At 40.0% G+C, this 18,987-nt stretch carries 16 protein-coding genes and 1 pseudogene; 10 read left to right on the top strand and 7 right to left on the bottom strand.

The window, feature by feature from the left end; all coding sequences use genetic code 11:
- Positions 1-133 precede the first annotated feature (133 nt).
- Positions 134-394 (bottom strand): MoaD/ThiS family protein, encoded by a 261-nt coding sequence (locus H6G59_RS13490; protein WP_190715176.1) that lies wholly within the window; start codon positions 392-394, stop codon positions 134-136.
- 46 nt (positions 395-440) lie between these two features.
- Here H6G59_RS13490 and H6G59_RS13485 point away from each other — a divergent pair, with 46 nt between their 5' ends.
- Positions 441-1,772 (top strand): aromatic ring-hydroxylating dioxygenase subunit alpha, encoded by a 1,332-nt coding sequence (locus H6G59_RS13485; protein ID WP_190715174.1) that lies wholly within the window; start codon positions 441-443, stop codon positions 1,770-1,772.
- Positions 1,773-1,886: 114 nt separating this feature from the next.
- Here H6G59_RS13485 and H6G59_RS13480 read toward each other — a convergent pair whose 3' ends face one another.
- The 4 genes from H6G59_RS13480 to H6G59_RS13465 form a co-directional block, all read right to left on the bottom strand.
- Positions 1,887-2,501, bottom strand: a complete 615-nt coding sequence (locus H6G59_RS13480; RefSeq protein WP_190715165.1) for a J domain-containing protein — start codon at positions 2,499-2,501, stop codon at positions 1,887-1,889.
- A 100-nt stretch (positions 2,502-2,601) separates the two neighbouring features.
- Complete coding sequence (locus H6G59_RS13475) at positions 2,602-3,195, bottom strand: ATP-dependent Clp protease proteolytic subunit (protein WP_127055078.1); 594 nt, start codon at positions 3,193-3,195, stop codon at positions 2,602-2,604.
- Between the two features lie 107 nt (positions 3,196-3,302).
- Positions 3,303-3,965: an ATP-dependent Clp protease proteolytic subunit gene (locus H6G59_RS13470; protein ID WP_190715163.1), complete on the bottom strand. Its 663-nt coding sequence runs from the start codon at positions 3,963-3,965 to the stop codon at positions 3,303-3,305.
- Positions 3,966-4,193: 228 nt separating this feature from the next.
- On the bottom strand, positions 4,194-5,525 hold the full coding sequence (locus tag H6G59_RS13465; RefSeq protein WP_190715161.1) for a helix-turn-helix domain-containing protein: 1,332 nt from the start codon (positions 5,523-5,525) through the stop codon (positions 4,194-4,196).
- Positions 5,526-6,297: 772 nt separating this feature from the next.
- On the opposite strand from H6G59_RS13465, the gene H6G59_RS13460 reads away from it, so the two are divergent.
- From H6G59_RS13460 to H6G59_RS13425, 8 genes and pseudogenes are all read left to right on the top strand, one after another.
- Positions 6,298-12,111: a S8 family serine peptidase gene (locus H6G59_RS13460; protein WP_190715159.1), complete on the top strand. Its 5,814-nt coding sequence runs from the start codon at positions 6,298-6,300 to the stop codon at positions 12,109-12,111.
- A gap of 467 nt (positions 12,112-12,578) precedes the next feature.
- A complete protein-coding gene (locus H6G59_RS13455) occupies positions 12,579-13,835 on the top strand; it encodes a vWA domain-containing protein (protein WP_190715157.1) in 1,257 nt (418 codons plus the stop codon).
- A complete protein-coding gene (locus tag H6G59_RS13450; RefSeq protein WP_190715155.1) occupies positions 13,832-15,112 on the top strand; it encodes a vWA domain-containing protein in 1,281 nt (426 codons plus the stop codon). Before H6G59_RS13455 ends, H6G59_RS13450 begins: the two co-directional genes overlap by 4 nt.
- Positions 15,113-15,222: 110 nt before the next feature.
- Positions 15,223-15,909: a hypothetical protein gene (locus H6G59_RS13445; protein WP_190715153.1), complete on the top strand. Its 687-nt coding sequence runs from the start codon at positions 15,223-15,225 to the stop codon at positions 15,907-15,909.
- A gap of 9 nt (positions 15,910-15,918) precedes the next feature.
- Positions 15,919-16,389 carry a hypothetical protein gene (locus H6G59_RS13440; protein ID WP_190715151.1) on the top strand — a complete coding sequence of 157 codons (471 nt, stop codon included), beginning with the start codon at positions 15,919-15,921 and terminating at the stop codon, positions 16,387-16,389.
- A complete protein-coding gene (locus H6G59_RS13435; RefSeq protein WP_190715148.1) occupies positions 16,386-16,805 on the top strand; it encodes a HEPN domain-containing protein in 420 nt (139 codons plus the stop codon). The genes H6G59_RS13440 and H6G59_RS13435 overlap by 4 nt, the downstream gene beginning before the upstream one ends.
- A gap of 21 nt (positions 16,806-16,826) precedes the next feature.
- Positions 16,827-17,207: pseudogene (gene gloA2 / locus H6G59_RS13430) on the top strand (SMU1112c/YaeR family gloxylase I-like metalloprotein); the annotation flags it as partial.
- Complete coding sequence (locus H6G59_RS13425; RefSeq protein WP_277924635.1) at positions 17,184-17,681, top strand: GNAT family N-acetyltransferase; 498 nt, start codon at positions 17,184-17,186, stop codon at positions 17,679-17,681. The pseudogene gloA2 and the gene H6G59_RS13425, both read left to right, overlap by 24 nt.
- A 15-nt stretch (positions 17,682-17,696) precedes the next feature.
- Here the strand turns inward: H6G59_RS13425 and H6G59_RS27835 are convergent, their stop codons facing one another.
- Positions 17,697-17,957 (bottom strand): NACHT C-terminal alpha/beta 1 domain-containing protein, encoded by a 261-nt coding sequence (locus H6G59_RS27835; RefSeq protein WP_422602420.1) that lies wholly within the window; start codon positions 17,955-17,957, stop codon positions 17,697-17,699.
- Between the two features lie 108 nt (positions 17,958-18,065).
- Between H6G59_RS27835 and H6G59_RS27360 the strand changes: the two genes are divergently transcribed.
- Positions 18,066-18,245: a hypothetical protein gene (locus H6G59_RS27360; RefSeq protein WP_242038869.1), complete on the top strand. Its 180-nt coding sequence runs from the start codon at positions 18,066-18,068 to the stop codon at positions 18,243-18,245.
- Positions 18,246-18,404: 159 nt separating this feature from the next.
- On the opposite strand, the gene H6G59_RS13415 is transcribed toward H6G59_RS27360, so the two are convergent.
- Entirely contained in the window at positions 18,405-18,968 is a 564-nt protein-coding gene (locus tag H6G59_RS13415) for a putative antibiotic biosynthesis monooxygenase (RefSeq protein ID WP_190715146.1), read from the bottom strand.
- Positions 18,969-18,987 lie beyond the last annotated feature (19 nt).

The following is an 18,987-nucleotide window of genomic DNA, read 5'->3' as shown; positions in this document are numbered from 1 at the left end:
AGGGATTAAGGTGGGGGAGATGAGGGGGATAAGAACAGGAAAGTAACGAGTGATAAGTAACGAGTGTAAATCCGAGTCAATCACTCGGTACTCGGTACTCAATCCTCGGTACTCAATCCTCGGTACTCAATCCTCAGCCGCCGCTAACCGGTGGAATTAGCACGACTTCATCACTATCTTTTAGTAGGGTGTCTGGTTCAACAAAGATGAGATTAATGCCAAAGCGGGTAACGTTACGCCATTGTGCGAGTTCTGGGTGTTCAGAGATGAAGCGATCGCATACCGCTTTGACTGGTGTACCATGAGGCAATTCCAGCACTAGTTCACTCACGCCATAAGCCTCTTGATAGGCAGCGAACAATTTAACGGTTATGGTAATTGCAGATTTCGACATACAATTTTTATACACCCTGATTTATTTCGTTATTAGAAGAAGTTAAATGCAAGCTGAATTCAATTTTTTTCAGCACTGGTATCCCCTCTCACCAGTTGAAGACCTTGATCCACAGCGGCCAGTTCCCGTAACTTTGTTGGGAATCCGTTTAGTGATTTGGAAGCCTAAGTCATCTGAGGATTACCGAGTATTCTTAGATCAATGTCCTCACCGTCTTGCTCCCTTAAGTGAGGGACGTATTGACGATAAGACGGGTAACTTAATGTGTAGTTATCACGGTTGGCAATTTGATGAACAAGGTGTTTGTACTCATATTCCCCAAGCTGAAAATCCCGAACTAGTAGCAAAAAATCAACGAAATTTCTGTGTAGTTTCTCTACCAGTGCGTCAAGAAAATGAATTACTCTGGGTTTGGCCTGATGCCAAAACAGCAGAACTAGCTGCAACTACACCACTACCTTTATCACCACAGGTAGATACTAACAAAGGTTTTGTGTGGCGCAATTATGTTCGTGATTTAGAATACAATTGGCAAACCCTAGTAGAAAATCTCGTAGATCCCAGTCATGTACCTTTTGCTCATCATGGAGTGCAGGGTGATCGAGAAAAAGCAACACCCATACAAATAGATATTATCCAATCAACAGCAAATTTAATTGAAGCTTCTATGGTCAGAGGCTTATTAACAAAAATCACTTTTGAACCACCTTGTCGGTTAGAGTATGCAATTAGTATTGGTAACACTGGTAAACAATTAGGTCTAATTTTTTATTGTTTACCGACATCTCCTGGTAAATGCAGAATTGTTGCTCAATTTGCTCAAAACTTTGCTAAAACATTACATCGGGTTACACCACGTTGGTGGAATCATATTGATGAGAGAAATTTAGTGTTAGATGGAGATATGATTCTTTTACATCAACAAGAATATTTTCTGCAACAAAAACAATTAAGTGAAAGTTGGAAAACTGCCTATAAATTACCTACAAGTGCAGATAGATTAGTAATTGAGTTTCGGAATTGGTTTGATAAGTATTGTCAGGGAAAGTTACCTGGGAATGAGGCAGGAATTAGTTTTCCAGAAAGCTCGAAAATCAATGACAATCGTGCAGTAATGTTGGATCGTTACAAACAACATACCCAGCATTGTAGTAGTTGTCGCAATGCACTGAAAAATATACGACGTTTGCAAATAGCACTTTTAGCATATTTTGTGATCAGCATTTCTGGTGTGGCGATTCTGCCTGATGCTTTACGTATCCAGCTAGGACTACCACTAGTAATTACAGCACTTTTGGGACTGGGAGCTTATTCTTGGCTGAAATTTTGGCTCGTCCCTAAATTTTATTTTGTGGACTATGTCCATGCGGAAAAATAAAAATTTGAATAATCTGATTTTACCAGCTTTACCGAAAAAATGGCTTTAAACCCATTTTTTCGGTAATCTTATAAAAGTTCAAATCTCAGCCGTTTTGAGTATAACTGATAACTGTTAGAATTTTTGACCCAAGCGCTGGAAATCCCGCTGAACTTCAATCAAAAGAGTTTTATTGTGGGGATCTGTCTTTAAAGCTTTTTTGAGATAAATTCTGGCTTTAGGCAGTTGTTTTTCAGCAATTAGCGCCCTTCCCCAGATTTGATAAGCGATCGCTTGCCATTGGCGTACTTCTATATCTTCTGGTAATCTAGCAGCTAAAGCTTCCACGAGAGCGATCGCTTGAGGAAAACGTCTTTCTTGCAAAAACCGCTGTAACTGTTCATAAGTCTTCCACTTTAACCGTTGTTCTATATCTTCCAAGGTCGGTGGGTGAGGCATTACAGTAGTTGCCGTTGCTGAACTTTGGGCTTTTACCTCCGTGTAACTACTTACAGAATTTGATGAACTAGATGAACTATTTGATTTTAGGGCTATTTCCTCAGATGGTACTACCGTTTGCAGGAATCGATAAGCCTCTGTCAAAGCAATAAATTTATCTTTAGCTTTTTCATCATTGGGGTTCATATCGGGATGATATTGCTGCACCAGTCGGCGGTAAGATGCCTTGATATCAGCAAAAGAGGCTCCCGACCTTAATCCCAATAAACGGTAACAATCTCCCAAATCCATGTTGCTTTGCTCCAATTCAAAATTCAAAATTAAAAATTCAAAATGAAGAATTTCTACTTTTGAATTTTCAACTTCAAATTTTGAATTTATTTTGCCCTATTTAGATCCTTTCTTCAATCACACGGTCAATTAAGCCGTATTCCTTAGCTTCTTGAGCAGACATAAAAAAGTCACGATCCATGTCTTTTTCAATTTTGGCTAAAGCTTGACCAGTATTGTTAGCATAAATCTGATTGAGTTGGTGGCGAATCCGCAGAATCTCCCTGGCTTCAATTTCGATATCAGAGGCTTGGCCACGAGTACCACCGGAAGGTTGGTGAATCATAATCCGGGAGTGAGGTAGAGCCATCCGCTTACCCTTAGTCCCAGCTGCTAACAGGAACGACCCCATTGAAGCCGCTAGCCCAACGCAAATGGTGACAACATCAGATTTGATGTGTTGCATGGTATCATAAATCGCCAATCCAGACGTAACCATGCCACCAGGGGAATTGATGTACAAGTAAATATCCTTACCTGGATCATCTGAATCCAAATAAAGCATGACCGCAATAATTTGGTTAGCGATTTCGTCATCAACATCCCGTCCCAGAAAAATAATTCTTTCCCGGTAGAGGCGGTCATAAATGCTAATCCAATCTGTATACTGTCCTCCGGGCATCCGGTAAGGAACTTTAGGAACGCCTATAGGCATTTTCGGTACTCCTTTTGTAATTAGTTATTAATCTGGGGACTGGAGATTGGGGATTGGGGAGATAGGGAGAATAACCTCCTGACTCCTGACTCCTGCCTCCTGCCTCCTTAAAGCACACTTGCAGGGAGTGGGGGATTAGCAAGTTCTTCTTTTTCAAAAACTCGGTCAATCAAACCGTATTCTTTGGCTTGGTAGGGTGTCATGTAGAGAAGGCGATCCATGTCTTTGCTAATTTTTTCTGATGACTGTTTAGTGGTGAAAGACAGAATATCAACCATTGCTGCTTTGTTGACCAGAACTTCCTTAGCCCGAATTTGAATATCGGTGGCTTGTCCTTGAGCGTAGCTCTTGGGCTGATGTAAGATAATGCTGGAATTAGGTAAACTAGCACGGCAACCGGGTGTACCAGCACTAAGAAGCATTGCCGCCATACCCATCGCCGAACCGATACAGATGGTGTGGATGGGAGGCTTGATGTATTTCATGGTGTCATAGATAGCGAAGGCTTCGGTTTCAAAACCGATAGGATCGCCACTGTAACCAGAAGTTCCTGTGGAGTTGATGTAGATTTTAATTGGCTTTTCGGGATCGTCGGATTGTAAATAAAGCAATTCGGCGACGATCAATTCCGTAACAGAAGGAACCAGTGGCATTCCTAGATAGACAATTCGCTCCTTCAAAAGTAGGGAAGGTAAATCTGGTGGAGGTGTCCGATAGAAATTATCGCCGTAATAAGGGGATTGAACAGCCTTGATGGGGGAAATGTCCATAGCAACTGATCGCCTGAAACTATGCCGTTAATGTACTACATCCTAACGCGATGCTTGGGTGATTTAGGGTGTGGATTTCTCTCTTATGGTCAAGAAAGCTAGGTTGCTAGGATGGATATTTTGAATATTATGCTATGTTTTAGGCGAATAAGGGGTGGGTAATGGATCTTTAATCAATCCATACTCGACCTAAAAATGCACGTATTTGTTAATTTTGTTACCGATATATTACTTAGTGTAATACTTTTGAACATACTTTTGAATTAGAGGCTGAAGAGTAAACATAAATTCGCCGTGTTCAATATTTTTCTCGATGAGCGATCGCATGATTAAAGACTCCAGAACTGTTATTATTTGGGACTTAGATATATTTTTTTGCTCAAAATATACACATAAGTGAGCAAATTTCACTGGTTCTTTTATACTAGCTAAACAGTAAAGTAGTTGGATTTCTAAATCAGATAATCGCACTAATTGTTTATCTAAAATTTCAGCAATTTGACCAATAAATATAGTATTCTCTGCCAAAAAAGCACTGACCTTACCATTAAATAATTCTAAAATCATTGTCGCCACTATTTTTAATGCTAAAGGATTACCGCGATATAAGTTGATTAGCCTTTCCCAATCTTCTTCTTCAGTTAATCCTTTGTTGCGGAGTAGTTGTTTAGCTGGCTGAATTGCTAAACCTTGAAGTGGCAATAAGCGTACAAGACTATTCTTGCCTACTAAAATACTAATTTCTCTAGGAATTTCAACACTCGTTAATAATAAACAACTTTGATGTTGAGATGTACTTATTTGTTTGAATAAATTGCTATATGATTCATAACCCTGACGATATTTACCTGCTAAACTATCTTTAGAAAATATATTTTCTAGAGCATCAAAAATAATTAAATAGCGTTCTGAACGCAAATTGTCCAGCAGATTTTCAATAGATGGAACTAAATGCTGTTGAGATGAAATCAAATCAATAATTTCTCTCAAAATACTTTCTAATGTTGGCGCATTTTCCAACGAAAGCCAAATAATATTTGCAAATCTAGTCGCTTGATTACTCACTAAATGTTTCAAAAGATTACCAGTTAATGTGGTTTTACCCATTCCTCCCATTCCAGAAATTGCCACCAAGCGACATTGATCTTGTAAAATCCACTTTTGCAAAATTGCCAATTCCTCACCACGTCCAAATATTTCTAAATCGGACATATTTTGCCAATTTTGTGCAGAAATACTATTAACTGCTTCTAGTTTATGAAAAAATTCCCTGGGAGTTTCTAATTTAGTTGACAACTTCTCCCGTTGTAAATTATGTAACACTACCCGTAAATTCTTTTTCCCTACAGTCACTCCTAAAACCTTAGAGATTTTTTTCCACAATTCTGGTGCAATATTAGTTTTAACGTAAGCAGAAGAATAGCCAGCAATTTTCATATCTTTATATTCCTTACCCTCCCAGCTTTGACGAATAATCTCTTGTTCAAGAGGAGTCAAGGGTATCTCGTACTTAGTAGCAAATAGTTTGCATACTAAGCTTAATGCTTCTTCACTATTCATAGCTAAACTTTTACCCTGTGCAGAAATCTGTTGTTGATATTAATTTTATACAAATATATATATTAATGCCTGAATTTTCTGTATTTACTCATAAATGATTCTGTGACTATGATGAATTGGAAGTACCAATATACGTATGGGTAAAAACACGATAAGTAGGAATTAAACACTCACATGACCCAAAGCCCTTACCGATTTCTGCTGTTTGCTTTACTGAAGTGAGCTAGGTTGGGTAACTTCTTCTAGATCAAATGTACATAAATGGAAAATCTGTATCCAGAATCTGGATCTGACATCAGTGCTACAGTATGCAAGAATTATTTTTTGTATATTATACGACAAAATTAATATTCTTGAGCTTTTGATATCAGTTCTTGCTGGTAATACTTTTCAAATCAACACTAGTGCGGCACGGCGGAAATATAGCAGGAGACAGGGTTGAAAGTCTTTTTGTGTCTAAATTTTATCAATACCTACGATACGTTGAGACGTTGGCGTTAGCACTACAGTTAATGTCCTAACTACCTTGGTGGTTGGTGTAACTATCCAGTTAAAAAAGCTTAACAAAGCTTACTATTCAGGATTTCTTCCCTCCTACCGTCTTAACACTAGTACAACGCGGCGGAAGTTAAGCAACCATTAAAAATACCGAAAAAGCCTAATTTTTAATTCCGAGAAAGCGGTACTAGTTGATTGCAATTGAACTTCTCAGACAACCTCTGAGTAACAACTAAAAACTTCAGACAACCATTTACCCTAATTAATCAATTCTATGGATAGCAACATCAACCCATTGTCCGATTTGACCAATGACGAACTCACCAACGTCGAAAACACCTCATCAGCAGATTCAGAACTGTCAGTAGTTCCACTTACACAGCAAAACTTGTCTAACTTATTTGCGGTGACAAATGGACCACTAGCAAAACTTAGCTCAGATCTCGCAACCCTATTTACAGGCATTAATCCGTCATCTTTACAGGTAAATGGCTTAACTGGTGGTCTTGTTGCGAATCAGTCATCACTACAGATAATCGGTGACAATATTGCCATTGAAGCCACAGCAGATAGTGACCCCGCTCAATTATTGTCTGACTTACAAGCACTAGGACTACAACAAGTTTCTGCTTTTGGGCGTGTAGTTTCCGGGTTGATTCCCATATCAGAACTAGATAAAGTAGCTGCATTGTCTAGCTTGCGTTTAGTTCGTCCCGCTTACGAGCCAATCACAAATAATACTGACACCCCGGCAACAAATGTCGGCTTGGTCAGCAGTCCGTCTGACGAAGTTGTGACAAATGTTGGTTCCGTTACTAGTCAGGGCGACGTAGCTCAACGTTCAGACATTGCTCGTTCACTATATGGTGTCAATGGAGCGGGTATCACCATTGGTGTTCTCTCGGATAGTTACAATAACTTAGGTGGTGCTGCTACTGATGTTACTTCCGGGGATTTGCCATCAGGGGTAATTGTACTGCAAGATTTAGCTTCCGGTGGTACTGACGAAGGTCGGGCAATGTTGCAAATTGTCGCTGACGTAGCCCCAGGAGCGACACTCGCTTTCAATACTGCCTCCGTTGGTGGACAAGCTGGCTTTGCCAATGGAATTGTGAATCTGGCAAAACCCGTAGCTAATGGTGGGGCAGGGGCAAGTGTGATTGTCGATGATGTAGTTTATTTCGCCGAGCCATTTTTTCAGGATGGTATTGTCACCCAAGCAGTAGACCAAGTAGCTGCAACTGGCGTTGCCTATTTTTCTTCGGCAAGTAATCAAGCCCGTCGTTCCTATGAAAGCCCATTCGTGGTAGGTAGCACTGCCACTGTTGGCGGACGATCCTACACCTTTCAGGATTTTGATCCCAGTGGGACAGTAAATAATTTCCAAGCAATTACTATCAACGGTTCATTTAGAGCTGCTTTCCAATGGGATCAGCCCTTTGCTTCTGCCAGCATTGGCGGGGCAGGTTCTCAAAGCGATTTGGATCTGTTTTTGTTCGCGGCTCCTAGCTTTACAAGCACTATCTTTGCCTCTAGTACAAACAATAACTTAAATGCCGATCCATTTGAATTTTTGGGCGTAACTGGAACTGGAACAGGATACCTAGCGATCGGCAAACGTAACGCAGTCGGCGGACCAGACCCATCCATAATCAAATATATTGATTTTGGTTCTGCTAATAATACATTTCAATTTGCCACCAATAGTTCAACTTCCTTTGGACACAATCAATCTGCTAACGGTCAAGGTGTAGCGGCTGCATATTATCAACAAACACCAGCATTTGGGGTAACGCCGCCTGTTGCTGAGTCATTCACCTCTTTAGGTGGTACTCCTATCCTATTCGATACAGCAGGAAATAGACTGGCAACACCAGTTATTCGCAATCAGCCTGCTATTACAGCACCAGATGGTGTTGATACTACATTCTTTGGGCAAGATAGAGATGGTAATGGTAAACCCAATTTCAGCGGTACATCAGCAGCCGCACCATCAGCAGCCGCAGCAGCAGCTTTAATCCGTCAGGCAATTCCAGGCGTAACTAATACCCAGATTTACAACGCCTTGAAGAATACAGCATTAGACATGAATACTCCTGGGTATGACTTTCTCACCGGGAGTGGATTAATTAGAGTAGATGCTGCGATCGCTTCTCTATCTACTATATCCATCGTCAAAACCACAGATGGTGCTGAATCAGGCACTGCCAGCGTATTTACCCTCACTCGCACAAACACCGCAGCAGCTTTAAATGTCAGTTATAGTCTGGGTGGTACAGCTACAGTTGGTTCCGACTATACCGACTCTGGTGCAGGCATAGCTACCTTTGCAGCAGGTTCAGCTACAGCTACCATCACCTTACCAACCATTGATGATGCTGTTGTTGACCCTAACGAAACCATCATCGCCACCATCACGGCTCCCACTGGCTACACTATCAGTGGTTCAACCAATGCGACTGCCACCATTGCTAATAATGATATTGGAACACTATCCATCGTCAAAACCACAGATGGTGCAGAAACAGGACCTGCTAGTAGCGTCTTTACCCTCACTCGCACAGGCGATCTGACAGCAGCTTTAAACGTCAGTTATAGTCTGGGTGGTACAGCTACAGTTGGTTCCGACTATACCGACTCTGGTGCAGGCATAGCCACCTTTGCGGCAGGTTCAGCTACAGCTACCATCACCTTACCAACCATTGATGATGGCGTCGTCGATCCTAACGAAACTATCACCGTCACCATTACTCCTCCTACTGGCTACACTATCAGTGGTTCAACCATTGCTATTCCTAATCAAACAGCACAGACTATCAATGGAGTAACCTCTGGAGAAACTCCCACCTTCAGCACTAACATTACCAAACTCAACCAGTCGAATACCTCTTCTCTTTCTTCTGTTCCCATTGTTAGTCAAGATGCTATCAGTGGAGCAGCCAGAAATTTATCTGATGATATCAAGCAATCCATTGAAAGAGCAACAATTTTGAGTAGCTATTCAGTGGAAGAATTGTCCCAAACTAGACAGTGGGCAATAGGAATATCTGGAACACAATCTCCAGAAAACTTAGCTACTCTTTTAGGTGCAACAAATAAAGGTTTGACAGGATTTATTCCTGGAACTTATGTTTTTGAATTTTCTAATACCAAATCATCTCAAGAGATTGCCCAAATCCTTAAAAGTAAAATAGGTACTACCTTAGACTTTTTCTTTCCTCTTGTGGCTCGTCAGCAGCAAGCACGCTTTATCCCCAACGATCCTCTATTCTCCCAGCAATGGCATTTAAACAACACAGGACAAGGTGGAGGCACACTGGGAGTTGATGCCAATATAATCCCCGCTTGGGATGTTCTTGATACTTTAAACACACCTATTCGTGGTACTGGAGTAACGATTGCAGTTGTTGATGATGGATTGCAAATCTCACACCCAGATATCAGCCCTGGTTATCAGGCATCCTTGAGTTATGATTTTAATTCCAATGATAGCGATCCGACACCATCTTCAACAGATGGACATGGGACTTCTGTTGGAGGTGTTGCTGCTGCCAGAGGAAATAATAGCATTGGTGTCTCCGGTGCTGCTCCTGGTGCTAATCTATCTGGAATTCGCCTAACTGCTGCCGCTACTACAGACCAACAAGAAGCAAATGCCTTAACCTATCAGTCCCAAGGAAATTATATCTACAACAACAGTTGGGGGCCTTCAGACACTGGTACCTCACTTGCAAGTCCAGGTCCTCTAACTCTGGCAGCCCTTCAAACTGGAGTGACTACAGGTCGAGGAGGGAAAGGCAGCATTTATACTTGGGCAGGCGGAAATGGCCGAGCAAATAATGACAATTCAAATTATGACGGTTATGCCAACTCCAGATATGTAATTGCTGTTGCTGCCAATAGAAATGATGCCAATGGTGCTTTTTCTTCGTACAGCGAGCCAGGTGCAAATCTATTGGTGACAGCACCTTCCAATGGTGGTACCTTGGGTATTGTCACCACCGATCTTACTGGTGCAGATGGCTATAACGGTCTTGCTGATCAAAACTACACAAATAATTTTGGTGGTACTTCCTCAGCTACTCCTTTGGTTTCCGGTGTAGTTGCGCTGATGCTACAAGCGAACCCTAACCTAACTTGGCGAGATGTACAGCATATTCTAGTTCGGAGTGCTGAGAAAAATGACCCTACTAACTCCGATTGGTCTGTGAATAGTGCAGGTCATGATGTCAATCATAACTATGGTTTTGGGCAAATTGATGCCTTAGCTGCTGTGAACTTGGCAAAAACTTGGGTCAATGTTGGTCCAGAAATATCAACTACATCCGGCACTCAAACTGTGGGTGCGGCAATTCCAGATAATAATGTAACAGGTATTTCCAGAACCGTAAACATAACACAAAATCTCAAGGTAGAAGCAGTAGAAATTGTTTTTGATGCAACTCACACCTACCGTGGAGATTTAGTTATCAGCTTAACTTCGCCAAGTGGGACAGTTTCTCGCCTGGCTGAAGATCGTAATGACTCCAATGATAATTATTCAAGCTGGAAATTCACCACGAAACGTGATTGGGATGAATCCTCGCTCGGTAATTGGACTCTTAATGTTTCTGACCGATTCATTCAAGATGTAGGAACATGGAATTCTTGGCGCTTGAATATTTTTGGAACTAACTTCACGACTGGTTCCAATACAGCTACTGCCACCATTGCTGATAATGATATTGGAACACTATCCATCGTCAAAACCACAGATGGTGCAGAAACAGGATCTGTTAGTAGCGTCTTTACCCTCACTCGCACAGGCGATCTGACAGCAGCTTTAAACGTCAATTATAGTCTGGGTGGTACAGCTACAGTTGGTTCCGACTATACCAACTCTGGTGCAGGAACAGCCACGTTTGCCGCAGGTTCAGCTACAGCTACCATCACCTTACCAACTATTGATGATGCTGTTGTCGATCCTAACGAAACCATCATCGCCACCATCACGGCTCCCACTGGCTACACTATCAGTGGTTCAACCAGTGCGACTGCCACCATTGCTGATAATGATTCTTTGGCGACATCCGTCACCCTAGCGGTAGGTCCTAACAGTGTACTAGAAGATGGAGTGCCTAACCTGGTTTATACCTTCACCCGTACAGGAGACACTACCAATGCCCTCAGCGTGAACTATATAGTTGGGGGTACAGCTACCTTCAATACCGACTATACCCAAACTGGTGGACAAATTTCCACATCAACTTTCACGACCCCAAGAGGTACCATTACTTTCGCTGCTGGTGCAAATACAGCAAACCTGACTATTAACCCCACAGCAGACACTACCATTGAAAGTAATGAAACTGTTTCTTTAAGACTAGCGAATGGATTTGGTTATAACGTTGGTACGGCCACTGCTGTTGTGGGAACTATTATCAATGATGATTTTCCATCCATTACCCTAGCGGTAGCTCCCAGCAGTGTCACTGAAGATGGAACAACCAATTTAGTTTACACTTTCACTCGTACAGGTATCACCACCTCTGCCCTCAGCGTGAGCTATAAAGTTGGAGGTACAGCCACCTTTAACGCCGACTACACTCAAACTGGTGCCGCCGCTTTCTCGCGTACAGGTGGAAAAATTACCTTTGCTGCGGGTTCTGCAACAGCAATTCTGACTATTGACCCCACCGCAGATAGCATCATTGAAAGTGATGAAACTGTGGCTTTAACTTTAGCTCCTGCTAGTAATTACATCATTGGCACAACTGCGCCTGTAACGGGAACAATTACTAATGCGGTAACGCCCGCTCCCAGTATCAATTCACTGGATAACGCCTTGAGTGATGGGTTATTTACTAGTGTGCTAGGTGCTGACTCTATCTCTCTGTTTGCAGCGGGACAAGGGTTGACAGATTTTGCTCTGGTTACTGATGATGGGTTTGTTGCTAATAATGCCCGCATTGTCTTTAATCAAGGCGCTAGTAGTTTATCTTACAACCAAAATAGTAATATTTTCGGTGAAGTGGGAGTGTTTGAGTCTGCTCGTTTAGGTAATGCTGATATCACTCTCAGTTCTAGGGATTTTAGTTTAGTTGTGTAGTCTGTTGATGGGGATTGGGGAAAAGGAGTCTTTGAATTTTCCCCCAATTACTGATTAGCAATTATACTCAAATAATTTAATTGTTTGAGTTTATAGGTAGGGGTTTAGCACTGCTAAACCCCTACAAGTCTCGGATTTTCCGTAATCTTAATAAAAGCAGGACTTACGCACAACCGAATGAAAGTAGCGGTAATTCATGAATTACCACTACGCAAGAATCAGGTTTTCAGTTACATCTTGCGTAAGTCCTAAAAAGTTCAAATCTTAGCTGTTTTGAATATACCAGTCTCAACTAGATAACTAGCAAAGTAGCAAAAAATAGCTGTAGTCAAAGGGTGTAAGTGAAGAAGTTCCTGCACCCTGTTTTCTGCTGACAACCTTGAGAAAACTGTTTTCCGTAGCCCGGAAGCTACCTTTTGAAGTTATTTATAAATAGATATAGATATCTTTGATAGGAAACTTGGCTTATGAAGGTTAATTTGCAGCTTACTCTTAATGATGCTAATGTAGACGCGCATCAACTAAGCAGTCAACGCCAGTTAGCAATTTCGATTTCCGCAATTGGGGAAACGCTGGATCGGACTGTACCACTAAATTTATGCTTAATTCTTGATCATAGCGGTTCGATGAAGGGGCGATCGCTTGAAACTGTGAAAAAAGCAGCCTGTTTGTTGGTTGATAGACTTAGTTCGGAGGATCGTCTGAGTATCGTCGTTTTTGATCACCGTGCTAAGGTTTTAGTCCCAAATCAGGTGATTTCTGATCGAAACCAGATCAAAAAGCAAATTAATCTTCTCACAGCTGATGGTGGTACAGCGATTGATGAAGGCTTGCGTTTAGGGATTGAGGAATTAGCCAAGGGTAAAAAAGATACTATTTCCCAAGCCTTTTTGTTAACGGATGGGGAAAATGAACATGGTGATAACGATCGCTGTTTGAAATTCGCCCAATTAGCAGCCAGCTATAATTTGACTTTGAATACATTGGGTTTTGGTGACAATTGGAATCAGGATATTTTAGAAAAAATAGCTGATGCTGGACTGGGGAATTTGTCTCATATTGAACAACCAGATCAAGCTATGGATAAGTTCGGTCGCTTGTTTAGCCGGATGCAAACAGTGGGATTGACTAACGCTTATCTGATATTTTCACTGTTACCGAATGTGCGTTTAGCTGAACTCAAACCAATTGCCCAAGTAGCTCCAGACACCATTGAATTACCAGTGCAACCAGACACTGATGGACGGTTTTTAGTGCGATTGGGAGATTTAATGAAAGATGTAGAACGGGTGATTTTGGCTAATATTTATTTGGGACAGTTGCCAGAAGGTAAACAGGCGATCGCTAATGTGCAAGTCCGCTACGATGACCCCGCCCAAAACCAAACCGGATTATTTTCCCTAAATATGCCAGTTTATGCCGATGTTAACCAGCTTTACCAACCAACTGCCAATCCCCAAGTTCAACAGTCGATTTTGGCTTTAGCCAAGTATCGTCAAACCCAGTTAGCCGAAGCAAAATTACAACAGGGTGATCGGGCTGGGGCAGCGACAATGCTACAAACAGCAGCGAAAACGGCTTTGCAAATGGGAGATAAAGGTGCAGCAACGGTATTGCAAACCAACGCCACGCGCTTACAGGCTGGGGAAGAGTTATCCGAAAGCGATCGCAAAAAAACCAGAATTGTCTCAAAAACCGTGTTGCAGGATGCTCCTCCTAAATGAAAGTTGAATTACTGTCGGCACTAAATGATACTAATGTTGATGCCGCTCAATCGAGTAACCAACGTCAACTAGCAATTTCCATTTCGTCCCTTGCCAATGAGCTTGACCAAAGTTTACCGCTGAATTTATGCCTGATGCTGGATAAAAGTGGTTCCATGCATGGGGAACCGATGAAAACCGTAATTCAGGCAGTAGAACAATTATTAGCTCAACTTAATCCAGGCGATCGCATCTCCATTGTCGCTTTTGCGGGGACTGCTGAGGTGATTATCCCCAACCAAATCGTCAAAGACCCCGAAAGCATCAAATCTCAGCTACACAAAAAACTGAAAGCTGGTGGTGGCACAGTCATTGCTGAAGGGTTATCTCTGGGAATCACAGAATTACTCAAAGGCACAAAAGGCGCTGTTTCCCAAGCCTTTCTACTCACAGATGGGCGCGGTGACAACGGGTTAAAAATCTGGAAATGGCAAATTGGCCCCAATGACCACAAGCGCTGTCTAGAACTTGCCCAAAAAGCCACTAGAGTGAACCTCACAATCAACACCTTCGGCTTTGGTAATGACTGGAATCAGGATTTGCTGGAAAAAATTGCCGATGCTGGTGGTGGTACTCTCGCTTATATTGAGCGTCCAGAACAAGCCGTAAACCAATTTAGCCGCTTGTTTAAGCGCATTCAGTCTGTGGGGTTAACCAATGCCCATCTGTTGATATCTCTAGTACCGGGTGTGCGACTAGCAGAACTGAAACCCATCGCCCAAGTCGCCCCAGAAACCATTGAGTTACCAGTGGAAATAGAAGCCAATGGTAGCTTTATTGTTCGGTTGGGAGATTTAATGAAGGATGTAGAACGGGTAGTTTTGGCGAATATTTATCTGGGACAGTTACCAGAAGGAGAACAAGTAATTGGACATATCCAAGTTCGCTATGATGATCCTGCTGAAAACAAAGAGGGTTTATTTTCCCCTCTGTTACCGATATATGCCCATATCTCCAAGACTTATCAACCGGCTGTGAATCCCCAGGTGTTACAGTCGATTTTGGTATTAGCTAAGTATCGCCAAACTCAAATAGCAGAGGCAAAATTGTCACAGGGCGATCGCGCTGGTGCGGTGACAATGCTGCAAACAGCCGCTAAAACTGCTTTGCAAATCGGTGACACCAATGCAGCTACGGTGTTACAAGTCTCTGCCACTCGCTTGCAAGCTGGTGAAGAACTAACGGAGAGCGATCGCAAAAAAACCAGGATTGTATCAAAGACAATTTTACGGGAATAAATTAGGGTGGGCTAAAAAGCCTGCCCTTAAGAAGGTCAAAAATCAATGGTTTTGATGCTAGTCTAAATATAGATTAATTTGGAAAAGCCAAAATATCAACTTTAATGGCAATGAAAAGTCTAAAAATTCCAGAACAATATCAATTAGGTATTACATTAATTATAAAAATTGATGAATCTCTATTTAATCGCCTACTAAGTGCAATAACAGAAGTTCATCCTTTTGTAGATATAGATAGTTTAGTATTGGAAATTTCTCCAAAAATAGAGGAAGTCTCTATTAATGATCTACAAGAAATTTTAAAAGCTATTCGTTCAATTTACTCTCTTCGTATCCAAGAAAATCTTAAAAATACTGAAATAATTACAGGGTTAGTTAATGCTGTTTCTAGTAATGACACCTTTTCAGAATTATCTTCTGAAGAATTAGCACATTTTAAACAAAGACTAACGAAGTTATTGGCAATTGATGGCTCTATTAGTATTTCTTCTCAAGCGATAAGTTTGTTACAAGAGTATGATAGTATTTTCTTAAATTCCCGGATACTTACCGATGTAAGACCCGTTTTCAAAGCAGAAAAAAACGAAGGAATTGCAGGTGCTTTAGTAGTTCACACCTTAAAAATTGCGTACCAAGATGCAAGTGGTTCAAGAGAGTTTTATGTGGCTTTAGATTCAACGGATGTGCAAAAGTTACAAGAACAATTATCTCAATCTCTACTAGAAGTTGAAGTTATTCAGGCTATGCTAAATAAAGCCGATGTCATTTATTTAGATCCTAACTCTAGTTCCAAGTAAGGAGTAAAAATGGCTCTCAAAAATCAAGAAAAACACAATTTACTAAAAACTAGTTTTTTGGTTCATACATTTGTTAAACATAAAAAACTTTGTACCGATGATTGGTTTCAACATACAGAAAATAACTGGCTAACAGAAGATAGTAAACAATCTTATAAGTTCAGCAGAATTTCTAAATTCTACACAATAGAAAACATTCTTGATGTCAACAGATTTTTGCAAAATCATTCAAATCTGATAGATGTAATTCTGGAAGCTTATCCACAAATAAGAAAGTATTTCCCAACAGAGAAATTACGATTGAAGTTGTATGTTGATCCTGAATCTTCTCAATGGGAATATCTGATTATTTCTATCTGCGTGAGTCCAGAATCTGTAGATGAAGCTTTAAATAAACAAAATGAATTTGATGAAAATTGGTGGATAAATGCTTCATTGGGAGTTGCTGTAAACCTCTCTATAGATTTGGAGTTTGAATGAAATTCGACTGGTTAAGTTATTTAGAGGTTGCACAAACTTTATATAATGAAGTAATTAGTACCTCAAATCAGGCAAATAGTGCATCAATCAATGAAGCTAAAATACGCTCTTGTATTAGTAGGGCGTATTATTCATCTTTTTGTCTAGTGAGAAACTACTTACGTGATGTTGAGGGATATAGTGAGTTAATTAATCTCAAGCATGATGTACATAATCATATAATTAACAAAATACTATTAATTAGTCAAGATACTAATTTTATCAATTTAGGTAAGGATTTACGTAGTCTGCGAAATTTGAGAAATAAAGTTGATTATGAAGATGAAATACCTTTCCATTCGTTGAGTGCTAATGCAAAAAAAGCTTTGAAGTATGCAGAAAAAATCAAAAAATTATTAGAGAAACTTAAAAAGTAATAAAATAAGAGAGATACTTTTATGAAAATTTCCGGTGTTCATCATGTTGCTATTATTTGTTCTAATTACCAAAAATCTAAACATTTTTATGTTGAAGTTTTAGGATTTGAGATTATTCACGAGACATTCCGCAGCGCTAGAAATTCCTATAAATTAGATTTACAAGTAGGAAATATCCAAATTGAATTATTCTCTTTTCCTAATCCTCCCCAAAGATTTAGTAATCCTGAAGCCTGTGGTTTAAGACATTTAGCTTTTGCAGTTGAGAATATTGAGGAAAGTGTTAATTACTTAAAATCGCATCATATCGAAGTTGAAAATATTAGAATTGATGAAATTACAGGTAAAAAATTTACCTTTTTTAAAGACCCTGACAATTTGCCATTAGAAATTTATGAATCAAGTACATTTAATCTCCACATCAGAGAATATAAACCATCTGACACCGAGATGATCATGAAATTGTTTTATGATACAGTTCATGAAATCAATATTCGTGATTACACTCAAGAACAAGTTAAAGCTTGGGCTGCGGAAACTATGGATTACGAATTTTGGCATAAAAGGTTACAGAACAAATCACCATATATTGCGGAAAATAACGGTGAAATCGTTGGATTTGGAGAATTAGACCCCGATGGACATATTGATTGTTTTTATTGTCACAGTCAATACCAAAGAAAGGGGATTGGTTCAAAACTTTTAAAGCACATAGAAAATATAGCTAAATCACGAGAAATTAAGCGACTATATGCAGAGGTTAGTATTACCGCAAAATCATTTTTTCAACATCATGGATTCACCATAGTTAAGGAACAACAAGTAGAACGTCGAGGCGTTTTATTTACAAACTATTTAATGGAAAAATACTTGTAATTGAATTTTAGTTTTTTACCCTATCTCATTAATCCAGCTTTGAATTGCACTGAGTAAGTTTGGTTGATTTTGTGGAAAACCTTTCAATGGTGCGTCTAATGGTTGTTCTGTGATAAAGACAATTTTTAACACATCTGTTAGTTTATTGCAGAATTTGATCATTTCTTGATTTGGTTCGCAGTTGTTGATAATTAAAGCAATATTTTCTGTTTGCAGATGCTTTTTAATTTGGGGAATTTTGCTTTTTAGTTGAGGTGCGTTGATAACTGTGGGAATGTCTGTATTTTCTCTAGAAGAAGCTTATTTCTGGTTTAGTAATATTTCTCCTTATAAGGCTAGAACATGGATAGAGGGATTATATAAATCTATATTATCCCTAGAAAAATGCCTTATCGTTGTTCTCTAGCATTTGAAAATGAGTTTTTTGAACAAGAACTTCGACAACTTATATATGGTAAAGGAAGAACCTCCTATCGGATTATTTTTACAATTGTTGATGATAATGTTCAGATTCTTTTTGTGAGACACGCTGCTCAAAAACCGATGATAGATGAATCTGAATAAATGTTGGTTTGCATTGTTCCTTAGTTTAAAATATCAGAATTTATGAAATTACATATAAAAAACTTAATTTCTTGAAAGACCATAACAAGTTGCAATTATAAATTTATGAATAATTCTCTAGGGTAAGCCGATGACCACCCTAGAAAATTTTTAATTATTCTAAACTCGTGATTTGGCATATAGCCAAAAACTAAATAGACGGGTAATTCTTGGCATAATCACGTAAGTTAGCAGTCCCACCATAATACCAGAAGTGATCAACGAAATAATCAACGGAGGTAAACTACGGAGTAGAGGACTAAGAAAGATACTCAAAAGATTAATTAATGTGTACACAACTGCCCAGGTAAGTAATGCAGTTTTATAGCGTGGTGGTGTTTTTAAAGGTTGACCAGGAATAGAAAACCAAGCTTCTAATCCACTCATTTGCTGGACATGAGGTTCAGATTCCACCAAAGATTCAGCTTGAGTGAGCCAGTATTGGCGATCGCGTGATGTCATCCATGTTTTCAAATTTTCATAACCGTCAAATCGCAAGATAATCACATATTCATTTCTGACACCCGGTTGGGGACGAATCACATTTGTACCCAGATGACCTGCATAAGTTCTGGCTACAGTTGTAATATCTTTCACCCAAGCCTCATAAGCTACTTCATTGCCTGGTTTGACAAGTTGCGAAATTACAACCGTTACCAATTGATCCTCTTGTGCCGTTTCCATCCATTAATTTCCTTTTTGC

Source organism: Anabaena lutea FACHB-196 (assembly GCF_014698305.1).
In the GTDB taxonomy this organism is placed as follows: Bacteria; Cyanobacteriota; Cyanobacteriia; order Cyanobacteriales; family Nostocaceae; genus Anabaena; species Anabaena lutea.
Note: the sequence above shows the minus strand (reverse complement) of the source record. Positions and strands in the feature narration are given on the sequence as shown.

Bases quoted from the DNA above. Each gene is read 5' to 3' on its own strand.
- H6G59_RS13490 (WP_190715176.1), bottom strand. From the start codon at position 394: ATGTCGAAATCTGCAATTACCATAACCGTTAAATTGTTCGCTGCCTAT.
- H6G59_RS13485 (WP_190715174.1), top strand. From the start codon at position 441: ATGCAAGCTGAATTCAATTTTTTTCAGCACTGGTATCCCCTCTCACCA.
- H6G59_RS13480 (WP_190715165.1), bottom strand. From the start codon at position 2,501: ATGGATTTGGGAGATTGTTACCGTTTATTGGGATTAAGGTCGGGAGCC.
- H6G59_RS13475 (WP_127055078.1), bottom strand. From the start codon at position 3,195: ATGCCTATAGGCGTTCCTAAAGTTCCTTACCGGATGCCCGGAGGACAG.
- H6G59_RS13470 (WP_190715163.1), bottom strand. From the start codon at position 3,965: ATGGACATTTCCCCCATCAAGGCTGTTCAATCCCCTTATTACGGCGAT.
- H6G59_RS13465 (WP_190715161.1), bottom strand. From the start codon at position 5,525: ATGAATAGTGAAGAAGCATTAAGCTTAGTATGCAAACTATTTGCTACT.
- H6G59_RS13460 (WP_190715159.1), top strand. From the start codon at position 6,298: ATGGATAGCAACATCAACCCATTGTCCGATTTGACCAATGACGAACTC.
- H6G59_RS13455 (WP_190715157.1), top strand. From the start codon at position 12,579: ATGAAGGTTAATTTGCAGCTTACTCTTAATGATGCTAATGTAGACGCG.
- H6G59_RS13450 (WP_190715155.1), top strand. From the start codon at position 13,832: ATGAAAGTTGAATTACTGTCGGCACTAAATGATACTAATGTTGATGCC.
- H6G59_RS13445 (WP_190715153.1), top strand. From the start codon at position 15,223: ATGAAAAGTCTAAAAATTCCAGAACAATATCAATTAGGTATTACATTA.
- H6G59_RS13440 (WP_190715151.1), top strand. From the start codon at position 15,919: ATGGCTCTCAAAAATCAAGAAAAACACAATTTACTAAAAACTAGTTTT.
- H6G59_RS13435 (WP_190715148.1), top strand. From the start codon at position 16,386: ATGAAATTCGACTGGTTAAGTTATTTAGAGGTTGCACAAACTTTATAT.
- H6G59_RS27360 (WP_242038869.1), top strand. From the start codon at position 18,066: ATGCCTTATCGTTGTTCTCTAGCATTTGAAAATGAGTTTTTTGAACAA.
- H6G59_RS13415 (WP_190715146.1), bottom strand. From the start codon at position 18,968: ATGGAAACGGCACAAGAGGATCAATTGGTAACGGTTGTAATTTCGCAA.